At 60.2% G+C, this 14,839-nt stretch carries 15 protein-coding genes and 1 other RNA gene; 5 read left to right on the forward strand and 11 right to left on the reverse strand.

All coding sequences use genetic code 11. The annotated features are described in order from the left end of the window. Complete coding sequence (gene mgtE / locus LRK71_RS13820) at positions 1 to 1,392, reverse strand: magnesium transporter (RefSeq protein WP_232404415.1); 1,392 nt, start codon at positions 1,390 to 1,392, stop codon at positions 1 to 3. A gap of 138 nt (positions 1,393 to 1,530) precedes the next feature. Here mgtE and guaD point away from each other — a divergent pair, with 138 nt between their 5' ends. Beyond that, a complete protein-coding gene (gene guaD / locus LRK71_RS13825; protein ID WP_232404416.1) occupies positions 1,531 to 2,817 on the forward strand; it encodes a guanine deaminase in 1,287 nt (428 codons plus the stop codon). 99 nt (positions 2,818 to 2,916) lie between these two features. Here the strand turns inward: guaD and LRK71_RS13830 are convergent, their stop codons facing one another. The 3 genes from LRK71_RS13830 to LRK71_RS13840 all read right to left on the reverse strand — a co-directional run bounded on the left by LRK71_RS13830 (position 2,917) and on the right by LRK71_RS13840 (position 5,807). Beyond that, entirely contained in the window at positions 2,917 to 4,284 is a 1,368-nt protein-coding gene (locus LRK71_RS13830; RefSeq protein ID WP_232404417.1) for an 8-oxoguanine deaminase, read from the reverse strand. Between the two features lie 137 nt (positions 4,285 to 4,421). Beyond that, positions 4,422 to 5,225, reverse strand: coding sequence for a histidinol-phosphatase (gene hisN / locus LRK71_RS13835; RefSeq protein ID WP_232404418.1), 804 nt, complete (start codon positions 5,223 to 5,225; stop codon positions 4,422 to 4,424). Positions 5,226 to 5,438: 213 nt separating this feature from the next. Further along, positions 5,439 to 5,807, reverse strand: a complete 369-nt coding sequence (locus LRK71_RS13840) for a helix-turn-helix domain-containing protein (RefSeq protein ID WP_232404419.1) — start codon at positions 5,805 to 5,807, stop codon at positions 5,439 to 5,441. 348 nt (positions 5,808 to 6,155) lie between these two features. On the opposite strand from LRK71_RS13840, the gene LRK71_RS13845 reads away from it, so the two are divergent. Continuing rightward, on the forward strand, positions 6,156 to 7,112 hold the full coding sequence (locus tag LRK71_RS13845; protein ID WP_232404420.1) for an NADPH:quinone oxidoreductase family protein: 957 nt from the start codon (positions 6,156 to 6,158) through the stop codon (positions 7,110 to 7,112). A gap of 74 nt (positions 7,113 to 7,186) precedes the next feature. Here the strand turns inward: LRK71_RS13845 and LRK71_RS13850 are convergent, their stop codons facing one another. Then, positions 7,187 to 8,068 carry a LysR family transcriptional regulator gene (locus tag LRK71_RS13850; RefSeq protein ID WP_232404421.1) on the reverse strand — a complete coding sequence of 294 codons (882 nt, stop codon included), beginning with the start codon at positions 8,066 to 8,068 and terminating at the stop codon, positions 7,187 to 7,189. A gap of 124 nt (positions 8,069 to 8,192) precedes the next feature. Between LRK71_RS13850 and LRK71_RS13855 the strand changes: the two genes are divergently transcribed. The 3 genes from LRK71_RS13855 (at position 8,193) to LRK71_RS13865 (ending at position 9,982) form a co-directional block, all read left to right on the forward strand. Continuing rightward, the gene (locus LRK71_RS13855; RefSeq protein ID WP_232404422.1) at positions 8,193 to 8,417 is read left to right on the forward strand and encodes a YjiS-like domain-containing protein; all 225 of its coding nucleotides are present in this window, start codon (positions 8,193 to 8,195) and stop codon (positions 8,415 to 8,417) included. Between the two features lie 207 nt (positions 8,418 to 8,624). Beyond that, complete coding sequence (locus LRK71_RS13860; RefSeq protein ID WP_232404423.1) at positions 8,625 to 9,401, forward strand: Bax inhibitor-1/YccA family protein; 777 nt, start codon at positions 8,625 to 8,627, stop codon at positions 9,399 to 9,401. 107 nt (positions 9,402 to 9,508) lie between these two features. Further along, positions 9,509 to 9,982, forward strand: a complete 474-nt coding sequence (locus LRK71_RS13865) for a GNAT family N-acetyltransferase (RefSeq protein WP_232404424.1) — start codon at positions 9,509 to 9,511, stop codon at positions 9,980 to 9,982. Positions 9,983 to 10,056: 74 nt separating this feature from the next. Here the strand turns inward: LRK71_RS13865 and LRK71_RS13870 are convergent, their stop codons facing one another. The 6 genes from LRK71_RS13870 to gatA all read right to left on the reverse strand — a co-directional run bounded on the left by LRK71_RS13870 (position 10,057) and on the right by gatA (position 14,838). Continuing rightward, complete coding sequence (locus tag LRK71_RS13870) at positions 10,057 to 10,482, reverse strand: hypothetical protein (RefSeq protein WP_232404425.1); 426 nt, start codon at positions 10,480 to 10,482, stop codon at positions 10,057 to 10,059. A gap of 304 nt (positions 10,483 to 10,786) precedes the next feature. Continuing rightward, positions 10,787 to 10,954: a 50S ribosomal protein L33 gene (rpmG, locus tag LRK71_RS13875; protein ID WP_007814563.1), complete on the reverse strand. Its 168-nt coding sequence runs from the start codon at positions 10,952 to 10,954 to the stop codon at positions 10,787 to 10,789. Between the two features lie 214 nt (positions 10,955 to 11,168). After that, an RNA gene (gene rnpB / locus LRK71_RS13880) (RNase P RNA component class A) lies at positions 11,169 to 11,594 on the reverse strand. Between the two features lie 174 nt (positions 11,595 to 11,768). Next, on the reverse strand, positions 11,769 to 12,512 hold the full coding sequence (locus LRK71_RS13885; protein ID WP_232404426.1) for an N-acetylmuramoyl-L-alanine amidase: 744 nt from the start codon (positions 12,510 to 12,512) through the stop codon (positions 11,769 to 11,771). After that, entirely contained in the window at positions 12,512 to 13,312 is an 801-nt protein-coding gene (locus LRK71_RS13890) for a hypothetical protein (protein ID WP_232404427.1), read from the reverse strand. The genes LRK71_RS13885 and LRK71_RS13890 overlap by 1 nt, the downstream gene beginning before the upstream one ends. Positions 13,313 to 13,350: 38 nt before the next feature. Further along, a complete protein-coding gene (gatA, locus tag LRK71_RS13895) occupies positions 13,351 to 14,838 on the reverse strand; it encodes an Asp-tRNA(Asn)/Glu-tRNA(Gln) amidotransferase subunit GatA (RefSeq protein ID WP_232404428.1) in 1,488 nt (495 codons plus the stop codon). Between the last annotated feature and the right edge of the window lies 1 nt (position 14,839).

The following is a 14,839-nucleotide window of genomic DNA, read 5'->3' on the forward strand; positions in this document are numbered from 1 at the left end:
CTACAGAAGGACCCAGGCGGCCAGGCCCAAAAAGGCAAAGAAGCCAACCACATCGGTCACGGTAGTCACAAAGGCCCCAGAGGCCAGCGCCGGGTCGATTCCCATCTTGTCCAGTAAAATGGGAACCACTGTTCCCGCCAGTCCAGCCACGACCAGATTGATCACCATTGCGGCAGCCAGCACCGCGCCCAAGCCCGGAGAGCCAAACCAAAGCGCCCCCACCAGCCCCATGACCGCAGCAAAGATCACGCCATTGACCAGCCCTACCAAGACTTCGCGTCGGATCACCCGCCAGACGTTGGATCCGGTCAAATCGCGCGTGGCCATCGCCCGCACCGCCACGGTCAGCGACTGCGTTCCCGCATTGCCCCCCATCGAAGCAACTATCGGCATCAACACCGCAAGGGCGACAAAACTGGCAATCGTCACCTCAAACTGCGCAATCACCGCCGAGGCCAAGATCGCTGTCACCAGATTGACCGCGAGCCAGGGAAAGCGGCGTTTGGTGGTTTCGATTACCCGATCCGAGAGCGAGCTTTCGTCGCTGACCCCGGCAAGACGCAGAATATCTTCTTCGTGTTCTTCATCCAGCACCACCATGGCGTCATCAATGGTGATGACCCCCGCCAGGCGCCCTTCGCCATCGACCACCGGGGCGGAAATCAGATGGTACTGATTGAAGGCATAGGCGACATCTTCCTCGTCCTGGTCCGCCGGGATCACCTGAAAGCTCTCTTCAACCAGATCGCTGAGCGGCATCGTACGGTGCGCGCCCATGATCCGCCCCAGCGTCACATTACCAATCGGATGCATGCGCGGATCAACCAGCACCACATGGTAAAACTGCTCCGGCAGGTTGTCGGACTCGCGCATGTAATCAATGGCTTGCCCGACGTTCCAATGCTCTGGCGCCAGCACCACTTCACGCTGCATCAACCGCCCGGCAGAATTTTCCGGAAAGCTGAGCGATTGTTCAACTGCCGCCCGGTCAGACTCTTCCAGCGCATCCAGGATGACTTCCTGCTGCGGCTCTTCCAGATCCTCCAGCAGGTCGACGACATCATCGGTTTCCAGTTCGCGCACCGCGTCGGCCAAAACCGTCGGGTTCAGGATGGAAATCACCTCTTCGCGGATGCTTTCGTCCAGTTCCGACAGGATTTCACCGTCGAACTCGCGCCCATAGAGTCGGATCAGGCGGGCGCGGTCATGGGTGTTGATCTGTTCCAGAAGGTCGGCGATATCCGCCGCGTGCAGATCCTCCAGCAGATCAGCCAGGGCCAGTTGGTCATCGCGATCCACCGCAAAAAGGATCTGGGCCACCAGTTTGCGATCCAGCAGATAACCGTCATCGCCACTTTGTTCGGTGCGCTGGATATCGTCGCTGGTGCTCATGTGCTGCCCTTTGCCAAGATTGGTTGCAAAATAGTAGAAGCAGTTACCAGAAAACAATGACAATAAGACAATTTACCGGAACCTTTGGCGCGCCTATCCTCAGCGCCGCGATTTGGCAAGAAAAAGGACGGCCCCAAAATGGTGAGCGAGTTTATCCTACGCGGACATGTGCTGTCCTTTACTGGTTCGCCCTTTGCGGTGCCCCACCCGGAAGAGGCGACGCAGATCTGTGCCGCACTGGCCATTTCACAGGGCAAGGTGGTCGGCACCGGAACATTTGAACAGATGCAGGCGCTGCTGCCACAGGCCATGATAATCGACCACGGTGACAAGCTGATTATCGCGGGCTTTGTCGATGCCCATGTGCATTACCCACAGACCGCCATGATCGCCAGCTGGGGCAAACGGCTTATCGACTGGCTCAACACCTATACCTTCCCCGAAGAAATGCGCTTTGGCGATGCCGCTTATGCGCAGGAAATCTCTGAGCGCTACCTTGATCTGTCAGCCGCCAATGGCACCACCACAGTCTGCAGTTTTGCTACCATCCACCCCGAGAGCGTGAACGCCTTTTTCACCGCCGCCCAAGCCCGTGGTCAGCGGGTGGCGGCGGGCAAAACCTGCATGGATCGCAATGCGCCCGACGGGCTGCGCGATAGCCCCCAATCCGCCTATGACGACAGCAAGGCATTGATCGAACGCTGGCATGGGGTGGATCGTATCGAATATGTCATCACGCCGCGCTTCTCACCCACCTCGACGCCCGATCAGCTGACCGCCCTTGGCGCGCTTTGGGCTGAACACCCCGACTGTTTGATGCAGACCCACCTGAGCGAACAGCTGGACGAAATCGAATGGGTCAAGACCCTGTTCCCACAGGCGCGCGACTATCTTGATACCTATGAGAGTTTTGGCCTGCTGGGCGCACGCGGGCTCTATGGGCATGCCATCCACCTGGAAGAGCGCGAACGCCACCGGCTGCGCGAGCTGGACGCAGGCCTGGTGCATTGCCCCACCTCCAATACCTTTATTGGCTCTGGTCTGTTCGACATGCAGGGGCTGATGGCTGATGGCCACCGGATTGGTCTGGCCACCGACACCGGCGGCGGATCTAGCTTTTCGATGCTGCGCACCATGGCGGCGGCCTACGAAGTCGGCCAGCTGCGCGGCCACCCGCTGCATGCTGCCGAACTGATCTGGCTGGCCACCCAGGGGTCTGCCAGAGCGATGCGGATGCAGGACAAGATCGGCAATATCGCCGCCGGCATGGAGGCAGACCTGGTGGTGCTGGATCTGGCCTCGACCCCGGCCATTGCCCAGCGCAGCGCCTGCGCCACCGACCTGTGGGAGGCGTTGTTTCCCACCATCATGATGGGCGATGACCGCGCTATCAGCGAGGTTTGGATCAACGGGAAACGCCAGTAACACGCCCTTGGTAGCGCCGCGCCTATCCTTCACCGGCTTGGGCAACAGGGGGCTTGGGACGATGCGCGCCCACGCCCCCACCACGGCCTGAACAGAGCGTTAGCCGCCCTGCATCAGGCGCTGCGCCAGGCCGTGGTGGCGTTCCAACAGCTGCGGCAGATCCAGGCTGGTGACAGCCCCATCTCGGATAACCTGCCGCCCTTCGACAAACAGATGTTTGACCTGGCTTGCCCCCGCTAGCAGCAGCGCTGCCGGATCCCAACTGCCGCTGGCCTCAACCCCCCGGGTATCCCAGACTGCAATATCCGCGCGTTTCGTCACCGCCAGGCGGCCACAATCCGGCCGCCCAAGCACGTCGGCCCCGCCACGCGTGGCGATCTGCAGCGCTTCATAGGCGCTCATCGCGTCGGCGCCCCGTGACACCCGCTGCAGCAACAGGGTCTGGCGGGCCTCGCCCATCAGATTGGCCATATCGTTGCTGGCAGAGCCATCCACCCCAAGCCCAACAGGCACACCAGCGTCCCGCATCTGGCGCACTGGCGCGATGCCCGATCCAAGACGGCAATTGGAACAGGGGCAATGCGCCACGCCGGTGCGGCTGCGGGCGAAAAGATCAATCTCAACCGGGGTCAGCTTGACGCAATGGGCATGCCAGACATCCGGTCCGGTCCAGCCGAGATCTTCGGCATATTGCCCCGGACAACAGCCAAACTGGGCCTCACTATAGGCGATATCCTCGTCGTTTTCGGCCAGATGGGTGTGCAGCATCACCCGCTTGTCGCGGGCCAACAAGGCGGTGTCACGCATCAGATCGCGGCTGACCGAAAAGGGCGAACACGGCGCCAGCCCCACCCGGCACATCGCCCCCTCGGCAGGATCATGAAAGCCATCCACCACCCGGATCATATCCTCCAGAATGGTGGCCTCATCTTCGACCAGATGATCCGGCGGCAGCCCGCCGCTGCTTTCGCCAATGCTCATGGCGCCGCGGGTGGGGTGAAAACGCAGGCCAACCTCGGCGGCGGCATGGATGGTATCTTCCAGCCGTGCCCCGTTGGGATAAAGATAGAGATGATCCGAGCTGAGTGTGCAGCCAGACAGCGCCAGCTCGACCAGCCCCAACTGGGCGGAAACAAACATCTCCTCCGGGCCAAAGCGACTCCAGATTGGATAGAGCCGCTGCAGCCAGCCAAAGAGCAGCGCATTCTGCGCCCCCGGTACCGCGCGGGTAAGGTTCTGATACAGATGGTGGTGGGTATTGACCAACCCCGGCGTCACCACACAGCCCAGGCCCGAGACCACCTGGCAATGTGGCGACAGCCCGGTTGTTTCCGCCCCCTGCCGCAGACCATTGCCCAGGGCCGCAATCTGACCGTCGCGGATCAGCACATCGGCGTTTTGCAACACCCGGTCGTCATCGTCCATTGTCAGAACGGTATCGGCATTTTCAATGAGGATTTCACCCATCACAGCACACTCCATTTAGGCCCGACTCGGTTCATGGAGGTGCAATGGGTCGACAGAGAACGGGCAAAGGACTCGACCTGTTTCAGTCTTTACTCCAGATGGCCAACCCCGTTCAAGACCTCAGGCCCAGCTGCCGACTATGCTGACGTGGGCTGCGCCTGCAACAGCTGCAGCGCCTGCGCGTGCAGCGCCGGGGTTGCGGCAGCAAGAACCTGCCCGCCGTCATGGGCTGGCCCGCCCTGCCAATTGGTGACGATACCGCCGGCCGCCTCGATCACCGCAATGGGGGCCTGAATATCATAGGGGTTCAGACCAGCCTCGATCACCAGATCAATCTGCCCCGCCGCCAAAAGCGCATAGGCATAGCAATCCATGCCATAGCGCGTCAGCTTTACCGCCTGTGACACCCGGCCAAAGGCAGCACCTTCTTCTGCAGTGCCCACCTCTGGGAAGGTGGTGAACAGGATCGCCTGTTCCAGCTGTTGCTGATCACGACATTTCAGCGGCTTGATGCCCAGTGGGCCGGACATCTCGGCCAAATCAGGCCCACCAGAAAAGCGCTCTGCGGTGTAGGGCTGATCAATGACACCCAGAATAGGCCCCGTCGCATCAGAAAGGGCAATCAGCACCCCCCAGGTTGGGGTGCCGCTGATGAAACCACGCGTGCCATCAATCGGATCCAGCACCCAGGTGCGCCCCGACCGCCCCGCCACCGGGGGAAACTCTTCTCCTAGGATGCCATCTTCGGGGCGAAGCTTGGCCAGAACCGCCCGCATTGCCTCTTCAGCGGCACGGTCCGCGATGGTGACGGGATCAAAGCCCTCGCTCAGCTTGTTCTCTGCATCCAGGTCGCCCTGGCGAAAATAGGGTAGGATCACCGCTCGGGCTGCCTCGGCCAGGTGATGGGCCACCTGCATGTCATTCAAAGCTGTCTCTGTCATATTTTCACCTGAACCATTTGGACCGCGTGGCCCCTTGAAATCCGCATGAAAAAACCGGTGCCACTCTCGCGGCTCCGGTTCAAGGGAATTCATCGTTTCGCGGTCAGCGCTGGCTTGGATCAAAGCGAAACTTGCGCCTTTGGCCGCCCCCGGTGTACAGAGCGCGGCCCCCGAGCGGCAGAGCGCAAAAAGGCACAGGCGGGGCCGGTAGGATCAGGCCGCGTCGCTTAGTACGCGGGCCAGTTCAAACAGGCGGCGGCGCTGGTTTTCCGGGATCGCATAGTAAGAGCGCACCAGATCAAGCGCTTCTTTATCGCCCATCAGATCATCCGGCACAGAGGAGCTTGCCCCTGTCTTGCCCTCTTCCTCCAGCCCTTCGAAGAAAAAGCTGACCGGGACCCCCATCGCATCCGAAATATCCCAGAGCCGCGAGGCGCTGACGCGGTTCGCACCGGTTTCATATTTCTGGATCTGCTGGAACTTGATACCGACCTGTTCGGCCAGTTGCTGCTGTGTCTTGCCGATAAGCCACCGACGGTGGCGGATCCGCTTGCCTACATGTACGTCTACAGGATGAGCCATTCGCTATCTCCTAGTTAATCAATAAAACCCCTGCCCGGGCATAGTCATGTCATCGGCGTTGCTGGATAGGTCATTTGCCAGCCTGCCGCAGATGCACTCAACTATCACGATCAGAGCTCAACCTCTGCTCCAACTGTAAGACCTTCGCAGTTGAACACAAGCCTGACACCTCTACCCATCGCATTGCAACGCAGCAAATGTATGAATTCACCTATCATTTTGATGGTGCCCTATATACTTTTGACTAGCCAAATATGGCTCCCCATAAATAGTGAGGTGCAAAATCTGGCTTTTCAGCGTCAGGTTTTGATGCGAATCACCTGACCCAAAGCAGAGGTGGACAGAAATATGCAGGCCTATCGTATCAGATCCTTTGATGGCCCTCCCGTTCTAGAAGAAATCCCCAGCCCGTCCCCGGCGCCCCACGAGGTGAAGATCAGAATTCGCGCCTGCGGATTGAATTTTGCAGATTTGCTAATGCAAAAGGGCACATACCAAGACACACCAACGCCCCCCTTCACCCCCGGCCTAGAGGCCGCAGGTGAGGTCCTGCAATGTGGCCAGGCCGTGCAGCATCTTACCCCCGGCGACCGCGTTGCGGTATTTGGCGGTCAGGGCGGATTGGCCCAGGAAGGGGTGTTTGATGCCGCCCGCGTGCTGGTGATCCCAGACAGCATGTGTTTCGAAGATGCCGCCGCATTTCAGATCGCATATGGCACCAGTCAGGTGGCTCTGGACCACTGTGCCCGCCTGCAGCCCGGAGAGACTCTCTTGGTGACGGGCGCCGCCGGTGGCGTCGGGTTGACGGCAGTGGAAATAGGCAAGTTGATGGGGGCGCGCGTCATCGCCCATGCACGTGGAACGGGTAAACTGAAAATAGCCGAGGCCGCCGGGGCTGACCACCTGATTGATGCCAAGGAAGACCTGCGCCAGGCGGTAAAATCGCTGGGGGGTGCCGATGTGGTTTATGATGCGGTTGGCGGCGATGTCTGGACCGAAGCCTTTCGCGCCACCAACCCCGGCGGCCGCCTGCTGCCCATTGGCTTTGCCAGTGGCGAGGTGCCGCAAATTCCCGCCAACCACCTGCTGGTCAAGAACCTAACTGTGATCGGGTTTTATATTGGCGGCTATATGAAATCCCACCCCGAGGTGATCCGCCGCGCGCTGACCACACTGATGGATTGGCACAGCGCCGGGCGTATTCGCCCCCATATCAGCCATGTCCTGCCGCTGGAGCGTGTGGCCGAAGGGCTGGAGCTTCTGCGCAGCCGCGCCTCTACCGGCAAGGTGGTGATCACCCCGTAACGCCCTGGCACGGCCCCTCTGTCGACACAGGCCAGTGCTGAACAGCACAGCCAGAGGGGCCGACCCGATATTGCCTAGCTTGCGGCGCGCAGCGGGCTGCGGCGCAGGGCGGCATAGCCCTGGCGAATAATCCGCGCCAGGTCCTCGACAAAGCCCGCACGCACACTGTCAGCCCCATAGAGGTTGATATGCTGCACCGGCAGATCTGGCAGGGCACCACCGTGCTCGATGGCTTCCTGATGGCTGGGAATGGTGCCTTCAAGCAAAACCCCAACGGCGAGATCTGCGCTGATCGTCGCCTCGACCGTGCGATCAGATTCGCTATCCACCGCCATGTCCCATTCAAGCCCGGCCTGGTCCAGCTTGGCCGTGGCCACCGGTCGGAAGATACAGGCGCGGCAAAACCCCAGCCGCAGCGGGTGCTGCCGCCAGGCAGACCCATTTGGTGCCCCGACCCAGCGCAGCGGCATCTCGTGGATCGTCTCTCCGCCGACGCCAGCGCCGCTTTCCGTGGTCAGGATCAAATCATAGGTGCCCTTGGCAAAGCCCGCCTTCAGATCCCGGGTATTCGAGGTCACCAGATTGACATTCACCCGCGGGAAGCTGGCGTTAAAGCGCTGCAGTACCTGCGGGATCACCGGGTAAACCACATCATGCGGCACCCCCAGAACGACCTCACCCTCAAAGGCCTGGTCGGTCAGTCGCCCGATGACCTCGTCGTTCAGCGCCACCATACGCCGGGCATAGCCAAGCAACTGCTCTCCCGACGGGGTCAATGCAATGGTCCGGCCAGACCGATCCAGCAAGGCCAGCCCCAACAGCTCTTCCAACCGCTTGAGCTGCATCGAGACCGCCGATTGCGTCAGATGCAGAAAGCCAGCCGCCCGCGTGACGCCGCCATAGTCAGCTACCGCCACAAAGGACCGCAGCGTGGTGATATCCAAATTCCGTGCCATCACAACCCCTGATGTGTTTCATCAATAACATTCGTTTTTAAAATAGATCATAAGAGGTCATATACATCAACAGAAATGATAACGATCCAACCAAGTATCAAAATTTGACGAAAGGACAGAAACGATGACATATAATGTAACCCCCTGCACCACCAGCTGTGCCCTGCCCCGGACTGCTCGCTTTGGCCTTTTGTCCTTTGTTGCCAACCGGGCTGCCCTGCTGCGCCAACGCCGCGCCCTGAAAGCCCTGGATGCCGCTGCCCTGGAAGATATTGGCATCACCCGTCAAGAGGCCCTGACAGAAGCCGCGCGCCCTCTGTGGGACGCCCCGGAAAGCTGGCGCCGCTAAGGCCCAAACGCCGCCAACAGTCTGCGCATGCAGCGCTCAAAAGACCTGCCAAGGAATGCGGCAGGTCTTTTTACGTTTTTGGGGGGATTTTTGACCAAGAGCCTTGAATGGACGCCAAAGAAAGCCGATATTTATCGGGAATGCCTCCTGGCACGCTTTGGCGTATTAGGGTCGGCAAGGGAGATTTTGGAACGGAGACCATGATACATGGCACAGTTTGACACAATAAGATCCGCTGCAGGCACCCGCTCTGCAGAGATCGACGCAGGGCTTCGCGCCCATATGAACAAGGTCTACGGCACAATGTCGTCGGGCCTCTTCATAACATTCTTGGCGGCCTGGGCCCTGTCCAATCTGGCCGTCACCGGCGACCCGGCAGGCGCCACCAGTATGATCAGTGAAGGCAAATACCTGACCGGGCTTGGCGAAGCAATCTACATGTCGCCGCTGAAATATGTGGTCATGTTTGCACCGCTCGCCTTTGTTTTTGGCTTTGGTGCCGCTGCGAACCGCATGTCGGCCGCAGGTGTGCAGCTGCTGTTTTACGCATTTGCCGCAGTTATGGGCCTGTCGCTCAGCTCGATCTTTCTGGTCTTCACCGGGCAGTCGATCATTCAGGTCTTTCTGATCACCGCGATCTCTTTTGCGGGCCTGTCCCTGGTGGGCTACACTACCAAGAAAGACCTCTCGGCGATGGGTGCCTTCCTGATCATGGGTCTGATCGGCCTGATCGTGGCGTCAATCGTCAACATGTTCATGCAGTCCGGCGCCATGGCCTTTGCGATTTCGGTGATTGGTGTGCTGATCTTTGCCGGCCTGACCGCCTATGATACCCAGAGGATCAAGACCACCTACCTTGAGATGGCCCACTCCGGCGATCAAGAATGGCTGGGCAAAGCCGCCATCATGGGCGCGCTGAGCCTCTATCTGGACTTCATCAACCTCTTCATGATGCTACTCCAGCTGCTTGGCAATCGCGAATAAGCGATCCTGAAAATTCCAAGACCTACAGCGAGGGGCGGATCACAACGATCCGCCCCTCTTTCTTTTTGAGCAACCATTCCTTCACACATTGATACACAGGGAAGCCAATGGAAATTCTGGATCTACCGCCAAGCGAGGCCACCCGCCTTATCCCGCTCCTGCAAGAACTGCATGCCCTGCATGTTGAACATCAGCCCGCCCGCTACCCCGCTGCGCCCTCTGACGCTGCGCTGGGCCAGTGGCTGCAGGATTGGCTACAGGCGGAGGATATCACCGCGCTCATCGCTGAAAGCCCACAGGGCGCGCTCTTGGGCTATGTCCTCTTTGGCATAGAGCACCGGCCACCGCTGCCCATCCGATTAGAAGAGACCCGCGTGATGGTGCACCATATCACCACCGCAAAGGCTTTTCGCCGCATGGGCGTTGGGCAAGCCCTGCTCACTGCGGTCAAACAGCGGGCAAAGGCCCTGGCTATCGACAGCATCGCCACCACCTACGCCCCCTTCAACAGCGCCTCGGCGGGCCTGTTTGAAAGTCAGGGGTTGCAACCGGTCCTGACCATGGCCGAGTGGCGGGCCTAAATGACACCCCTTTAGGAGCCTCGCAACTCGCCGACCTGAATCTCGGATTTAAAGCAGAGTGAAAGGCCAACCCGCTAGCTGCAAGACAGCCCTGTTGCCAGCGCCAGCGTGCCAACTCTGCCGCCGATCACCTGAACCTGCCCAACTGGGCGACAGCCCGTTTCCACAGCCACCAGACGACGAAAGGCATCGGATTCCAGGTTCGGAAGGCTGGCAATGACACTCCGCTTTGGCACGCTCAGAACCGCCAGCCCCATGCGATCCGCCCGCATCATAGAGAGCGATAGCGACCGCCCCTGAACCTGCACCACCCGCCGCTGACTAACAGAGGCAACCAGTTCATTGTCTCGGGTGGCAGCCCCTCCGGAAGAATACTGATCTGTTGGCCCGCTCCCGGCCTCCAGGTCAGTGGCAGCAACCTCTATGGGCAGGGGAACCACATTTGCCAAAACCGGATTTGGTTCGGGACCAACCGCAAATATAAATGCGACACTAAACAACACACTCTTCACCATCACAACACCTGTTTCACCATTCCACGTCAACTACTTAGGTAGAGAATGGGGCAAAATCAGGCCTTACCAATTTGATAATGATGCGCTTTTTCAGCTCTTTCCAATTGAATTTTAGCGATCACCCAGATGGCCGGAAGTCTCCGCAACGAGCCTGGTCTCCATGCCCTTGCGGAAAACGAATGCTACGCAGCACCAGTTGATGACCTTGCCCCCCCCCGACACTGACCAGCAAAAACGCAAAAGGGCCACGCAATGCGTGACCCTTAATTCATGCAAGACCAGCTAAGGCTTACTTGATTTTGCCTTCTTTGTACTCGACGTGCTTGCGTACAACCGGGTCGTACTTACGCACAACCATTTTTTCGGTCATGGTGCGCGCGTTCTTCTTGGTCACGTAGAAGTGGCCGGTGCCCGCGGTCGAGTTCAGGCGGATCTTGATTGTGGTCGGCTTCGCCATGGTGCTTCTCCTGCGTCCGAAAAGGCAGGGGCCTCTCGGTAAATTCCTATACGAGCGTGGCTTGTACCTGCCCCAGCCCCCAAGTCAATAGGATTCCCACGTGATTGCTGCGGAATTCTGGGCATGCCCCCGTTTTCCTGCAGGCTGCGGGGAATCCACCGTGCTGCCTGTTGCCTGAATAGGCAAGTAGCTCCCGGCGCTCCAGGTCGAAAAAATGCGCAGAAGGCCTGTAAGCCGGATTTTGTCCCAGAGCTTGCGCTCCTTAGACGACCATTCCTCTGCGGTGCATATTGCTATGCACCTCTAGCTGCCAACCCGGTCCCTCTCGGCTATAGCATGCCTAGCGACGGTTTCGGCATACACCGACCTGCCCGCGCGGGGACCCTATTTGGCATTGCTCCCAGTGGGGCTTGCCATGCCGCCCCTGTTGCCAGCGGCGCGGTGGGCTCTTACCCCACCGTTTCACCCTTACCACGCTTCAACCTGTTTGCCTTAACAGCGCCCAGAGCGTGGCGGTTTGTTTTCTGTGGCGCTCTCCGTCGGGTCACCCCGCCCGGGCGTTACCCGGCACCATTGCTATAGGGAGTCCGGACTTTCCTCGCGAAAGCAGAGCTTCCAGCGCGGCCGTCCAGCCTTCTGCGCTCTGCCCGCCTATTCCTCCCAACACCCCGCGTCAAGACACAAGCGCTCTGGGGCTCTGCCCCTCTTGGCCTCTGGCCAATTCACCCCGGGATATTTTTAGCCAAATGAAGGGCCCACACTCTTCATTTGGCTAAAAATATCCCGGAGCACGAGGCAGAGCCTCGTAAATATCTCAAACCCAAAGATCAGACTGCGCCAGCGGCTCTAGATCCTCAGCCACCAACGGGCCTTGAGCCCAGGGCCTGTAGCGTAAGCGCAGCGCGGCCAAGAGCGTTGCGTCATCCACTGGGGCTGTATAGCCCAGATCCCGCGCATAGCGGCGCAACAGATCCGAGAGCGGCGCATCAGGGTCACAGAGCCGCGTGCCGCCGGTGGTTACGGGTGTTGCCCGTGCCAACCCCAGGGCCGCCAACCGTACCCAGTCAAAGCGCGGCCCAGGATCGAGCTTACGCCCCGGCGCCATGTCGGAATGCCCGATGACACCCTCGGGCGGGATCGCCCAGCGTGCCATGAGTTGACGCAGTAGCGCCTCAAGCACCGCCATTTGCGGCGCAGGAAAGGGATGGCCGCCGGTATTGTCCAGCTCGATGCCGATAGAACGTGAATTTATATCCTCGTGGCCGCACCAGGTGCCAGCGCCGGCATGCCAGGCGCGCAGGTCTTCGCGTACCATCTGCCACAATTGCCCGTCGCGCCCGATCAGGTAGTGAGCGGAGACCTCTGCCGCCGGATCACACAACCGCGCGAGCGCCGCCGCGGCGCTGGTCATTGCAGTATAGTGCAGCACCACCAAATGCGGTTTCAATCCGTCGCGGCGCCCGCCGTGATTGGGGCTGGGGCACCAGTTAGCCTTGAGCGGCGCCACCGGATCGGGGGTAACGATAGCGCCCACATCAGAACCCGCCGCACCCGGCATCAGGAATTGCCGCGCACGGCCCGTCGGTAGGGCTGTGGATCCCAGCCGCAGGCATAGCCATCGCCATCCGGGTCAAGCGCCTGGCGATCGCGTTTGGGGCCGCCCGTCTCGAGAAAGGCAATCTGGGCCAAATCCGGTGAGAGAAAGCCAGCGCAGTTGCGCGCGGACCGCGCCCGCAGATTGATGCCTGCCCGGCTGTAGAGCTTGGTGCCGCGCGGATGAGAGGTGCTTAGGGCATATTGCACGATATTGGGATCACGGCTGCCTGCCTGGCTGGGCAAGGCAGTGGGTTCAACCTGCTGATATTGCGAGCGCTGATTGGCCAGCCGTGCGGCGTCGCTTTCGATGGTTTGGCGAGAGGCCACCGCATCAAAGCTGTTTTCATCCGAAATCCCGGGATTGCCGATCAGGGTTGGGGCCGGATTAGAGGGGCTGGCCTCGACCGGGGCCTGACCAGAGTTGGACCCGGCCGCCCGCAGGGCCGCCTGGGTTTCCGCTGCGATATCCGCCGCAGTCGTGCTGTTGCCATAGCCGGAGGCGGCACTGCTGGAAGCAGTCGTGCTGCGGGCGGGGCTGCGCGGCGCGTTTGGCACCGGTTCGTTACGCAGCTCCAGACTCTCGCTTGAGATGGCCGCTGGCGGCACCAAGGGTTCGCCGTTGATGGTGGTCCCCACGGCTGGCGGAGGGGCAAAGGGGTCACCATCAATGCCAACCCCTGCTGCGCTATCGGGCACAGGTGGGGTACATGCTGCAAGGCTCAAGACGCTGCCAAGGGCAGCAAGTGTAACTATGACACGCATGGGATTTACCTGTTTATCTGCTCGTCTTTGCGCTGAGCTTACCACCAATTTCCCGGCTTTGCCACAAATCCGGTCGATTGCTCCAGCGCATAGGCGGTATTGAGCAGATCGCCCTCTTCCCATGGGCGGCCGATCAGCTGAAGGCCAAGCGGCAAGCCCTGGCTATCCAGTCCTGCAGGCAAGGCGATGCCGGGCAGGCCAGCAAGGTTCACGGTGACGGTAAAGACATCCAGCAGATACATTGCAACCGGATCCGCATCGGACATTTCTCCCAGACCAAAGGCCGCCGAGGGCGTCGCCGGGGTCAGAATTGCATCAACGCCGGCCGCAAAGACATTTTCAAAGTCCTGCTTGATCAGGCTGCGCACCCGGCGCGCCCGGTTGTAATAGGCATCGTAGAACCCTGCCGAGAGCACATAGGTGCCCACCATGACCCGACGCTTCACCTCATCGCCAAAACCCTGAGCGCGAGTCTTTTCATACATTTCGGTGATGCCATCGCCTGCCTCCAGCCTGGCGCGGTTTCCATAGCGAACGCCATCATAGCGCGCCAGGTTCGACGAGGCCTCGGCCGGGGCGATCACGTAATAGGCGGGCAGAGCGTATTTGGTATGCGGCAGCGAGATATCGACGATCTCTGCACCTGCCTCCTTGAGCATATCCCGCCCTTCAGCCCAGAGCTTTTCGATCTCGGCGGGCATGCCCTCCATGTGATATTCCTTGGGAATACCGATCTTTTTGCCACGGATATCGCCAGTCAGCATGGCCTCAAAATTTGGCACCGCCAGATCGGCGCTGGTGCTGTCCTTGGGGTCATGGCCCGACATCGCCTCAAGCATGATGGCGGCATCGCGCACCGATTTGGTCATTGGACCGGCCTGATCCAGCGAAGAGGCAAATGCAACGACACCCCAGCGCGAGCAACGGCCATAGGTCGGCTTGATGCCAACGGTACCGGTAAAGGCCGCAGGCTGGCGGATCGACCCGCCGGTATCGGTGCCGGTTGCTGCCAGACACAGATCTGCCGCCACCGCCGCGGCGGACCCACCAGAAGACCCCCCCGGGGTCAGTTGTGCATCGGATCCTTCGCGCCGCCAGGGGCTGACCGCATTACCATAGGTTGAGGTCTCGTTCGACGAGCCCATGGCAAATTCATCCATGTTCAACTTGCCCAGCATCACCGCACCGTTGTCGGCCAGTTGCTGCGACACAGTACTTTCATACTCTGGCACAAAACCCTCGAGGATTTTGGAGGCCGCCTGGCTGGCGACACCTTTGGTGCAAAACAGATCTTTGATCCCCACCGGCAGGCCACACATGGCCGGGGCATCGCCCTGCTGCAGCCGCGCATCCGCTGCCGCCGCGCGCTCCAGCGCGATCTCGGGCGTTTTATGCACAAATGCATTCAGCGCATCCGCCTTATCGATGGCGCTGAGGCAAGCTTTGGTCAGCTCAACGGAGGTTGTTTCCCCCTTGCGGAGCGCATCACGGGCCTCTGCCAGACCCAGTTTGTTCAGATCGCTCATC

Origin of the sequence: Pseudophaeobacter flagellatus (genome assembly GCF_021228235.1) — a bacterium.
Taxonomy (GTDB): domain Bacteria; phylum Pseudomonadota; class Alphaproteobacteria; order Rhodobacterales; family Rhodobacteraceae; genus Pseudophaeobacter; species Pseudophaeobacter flagellatus.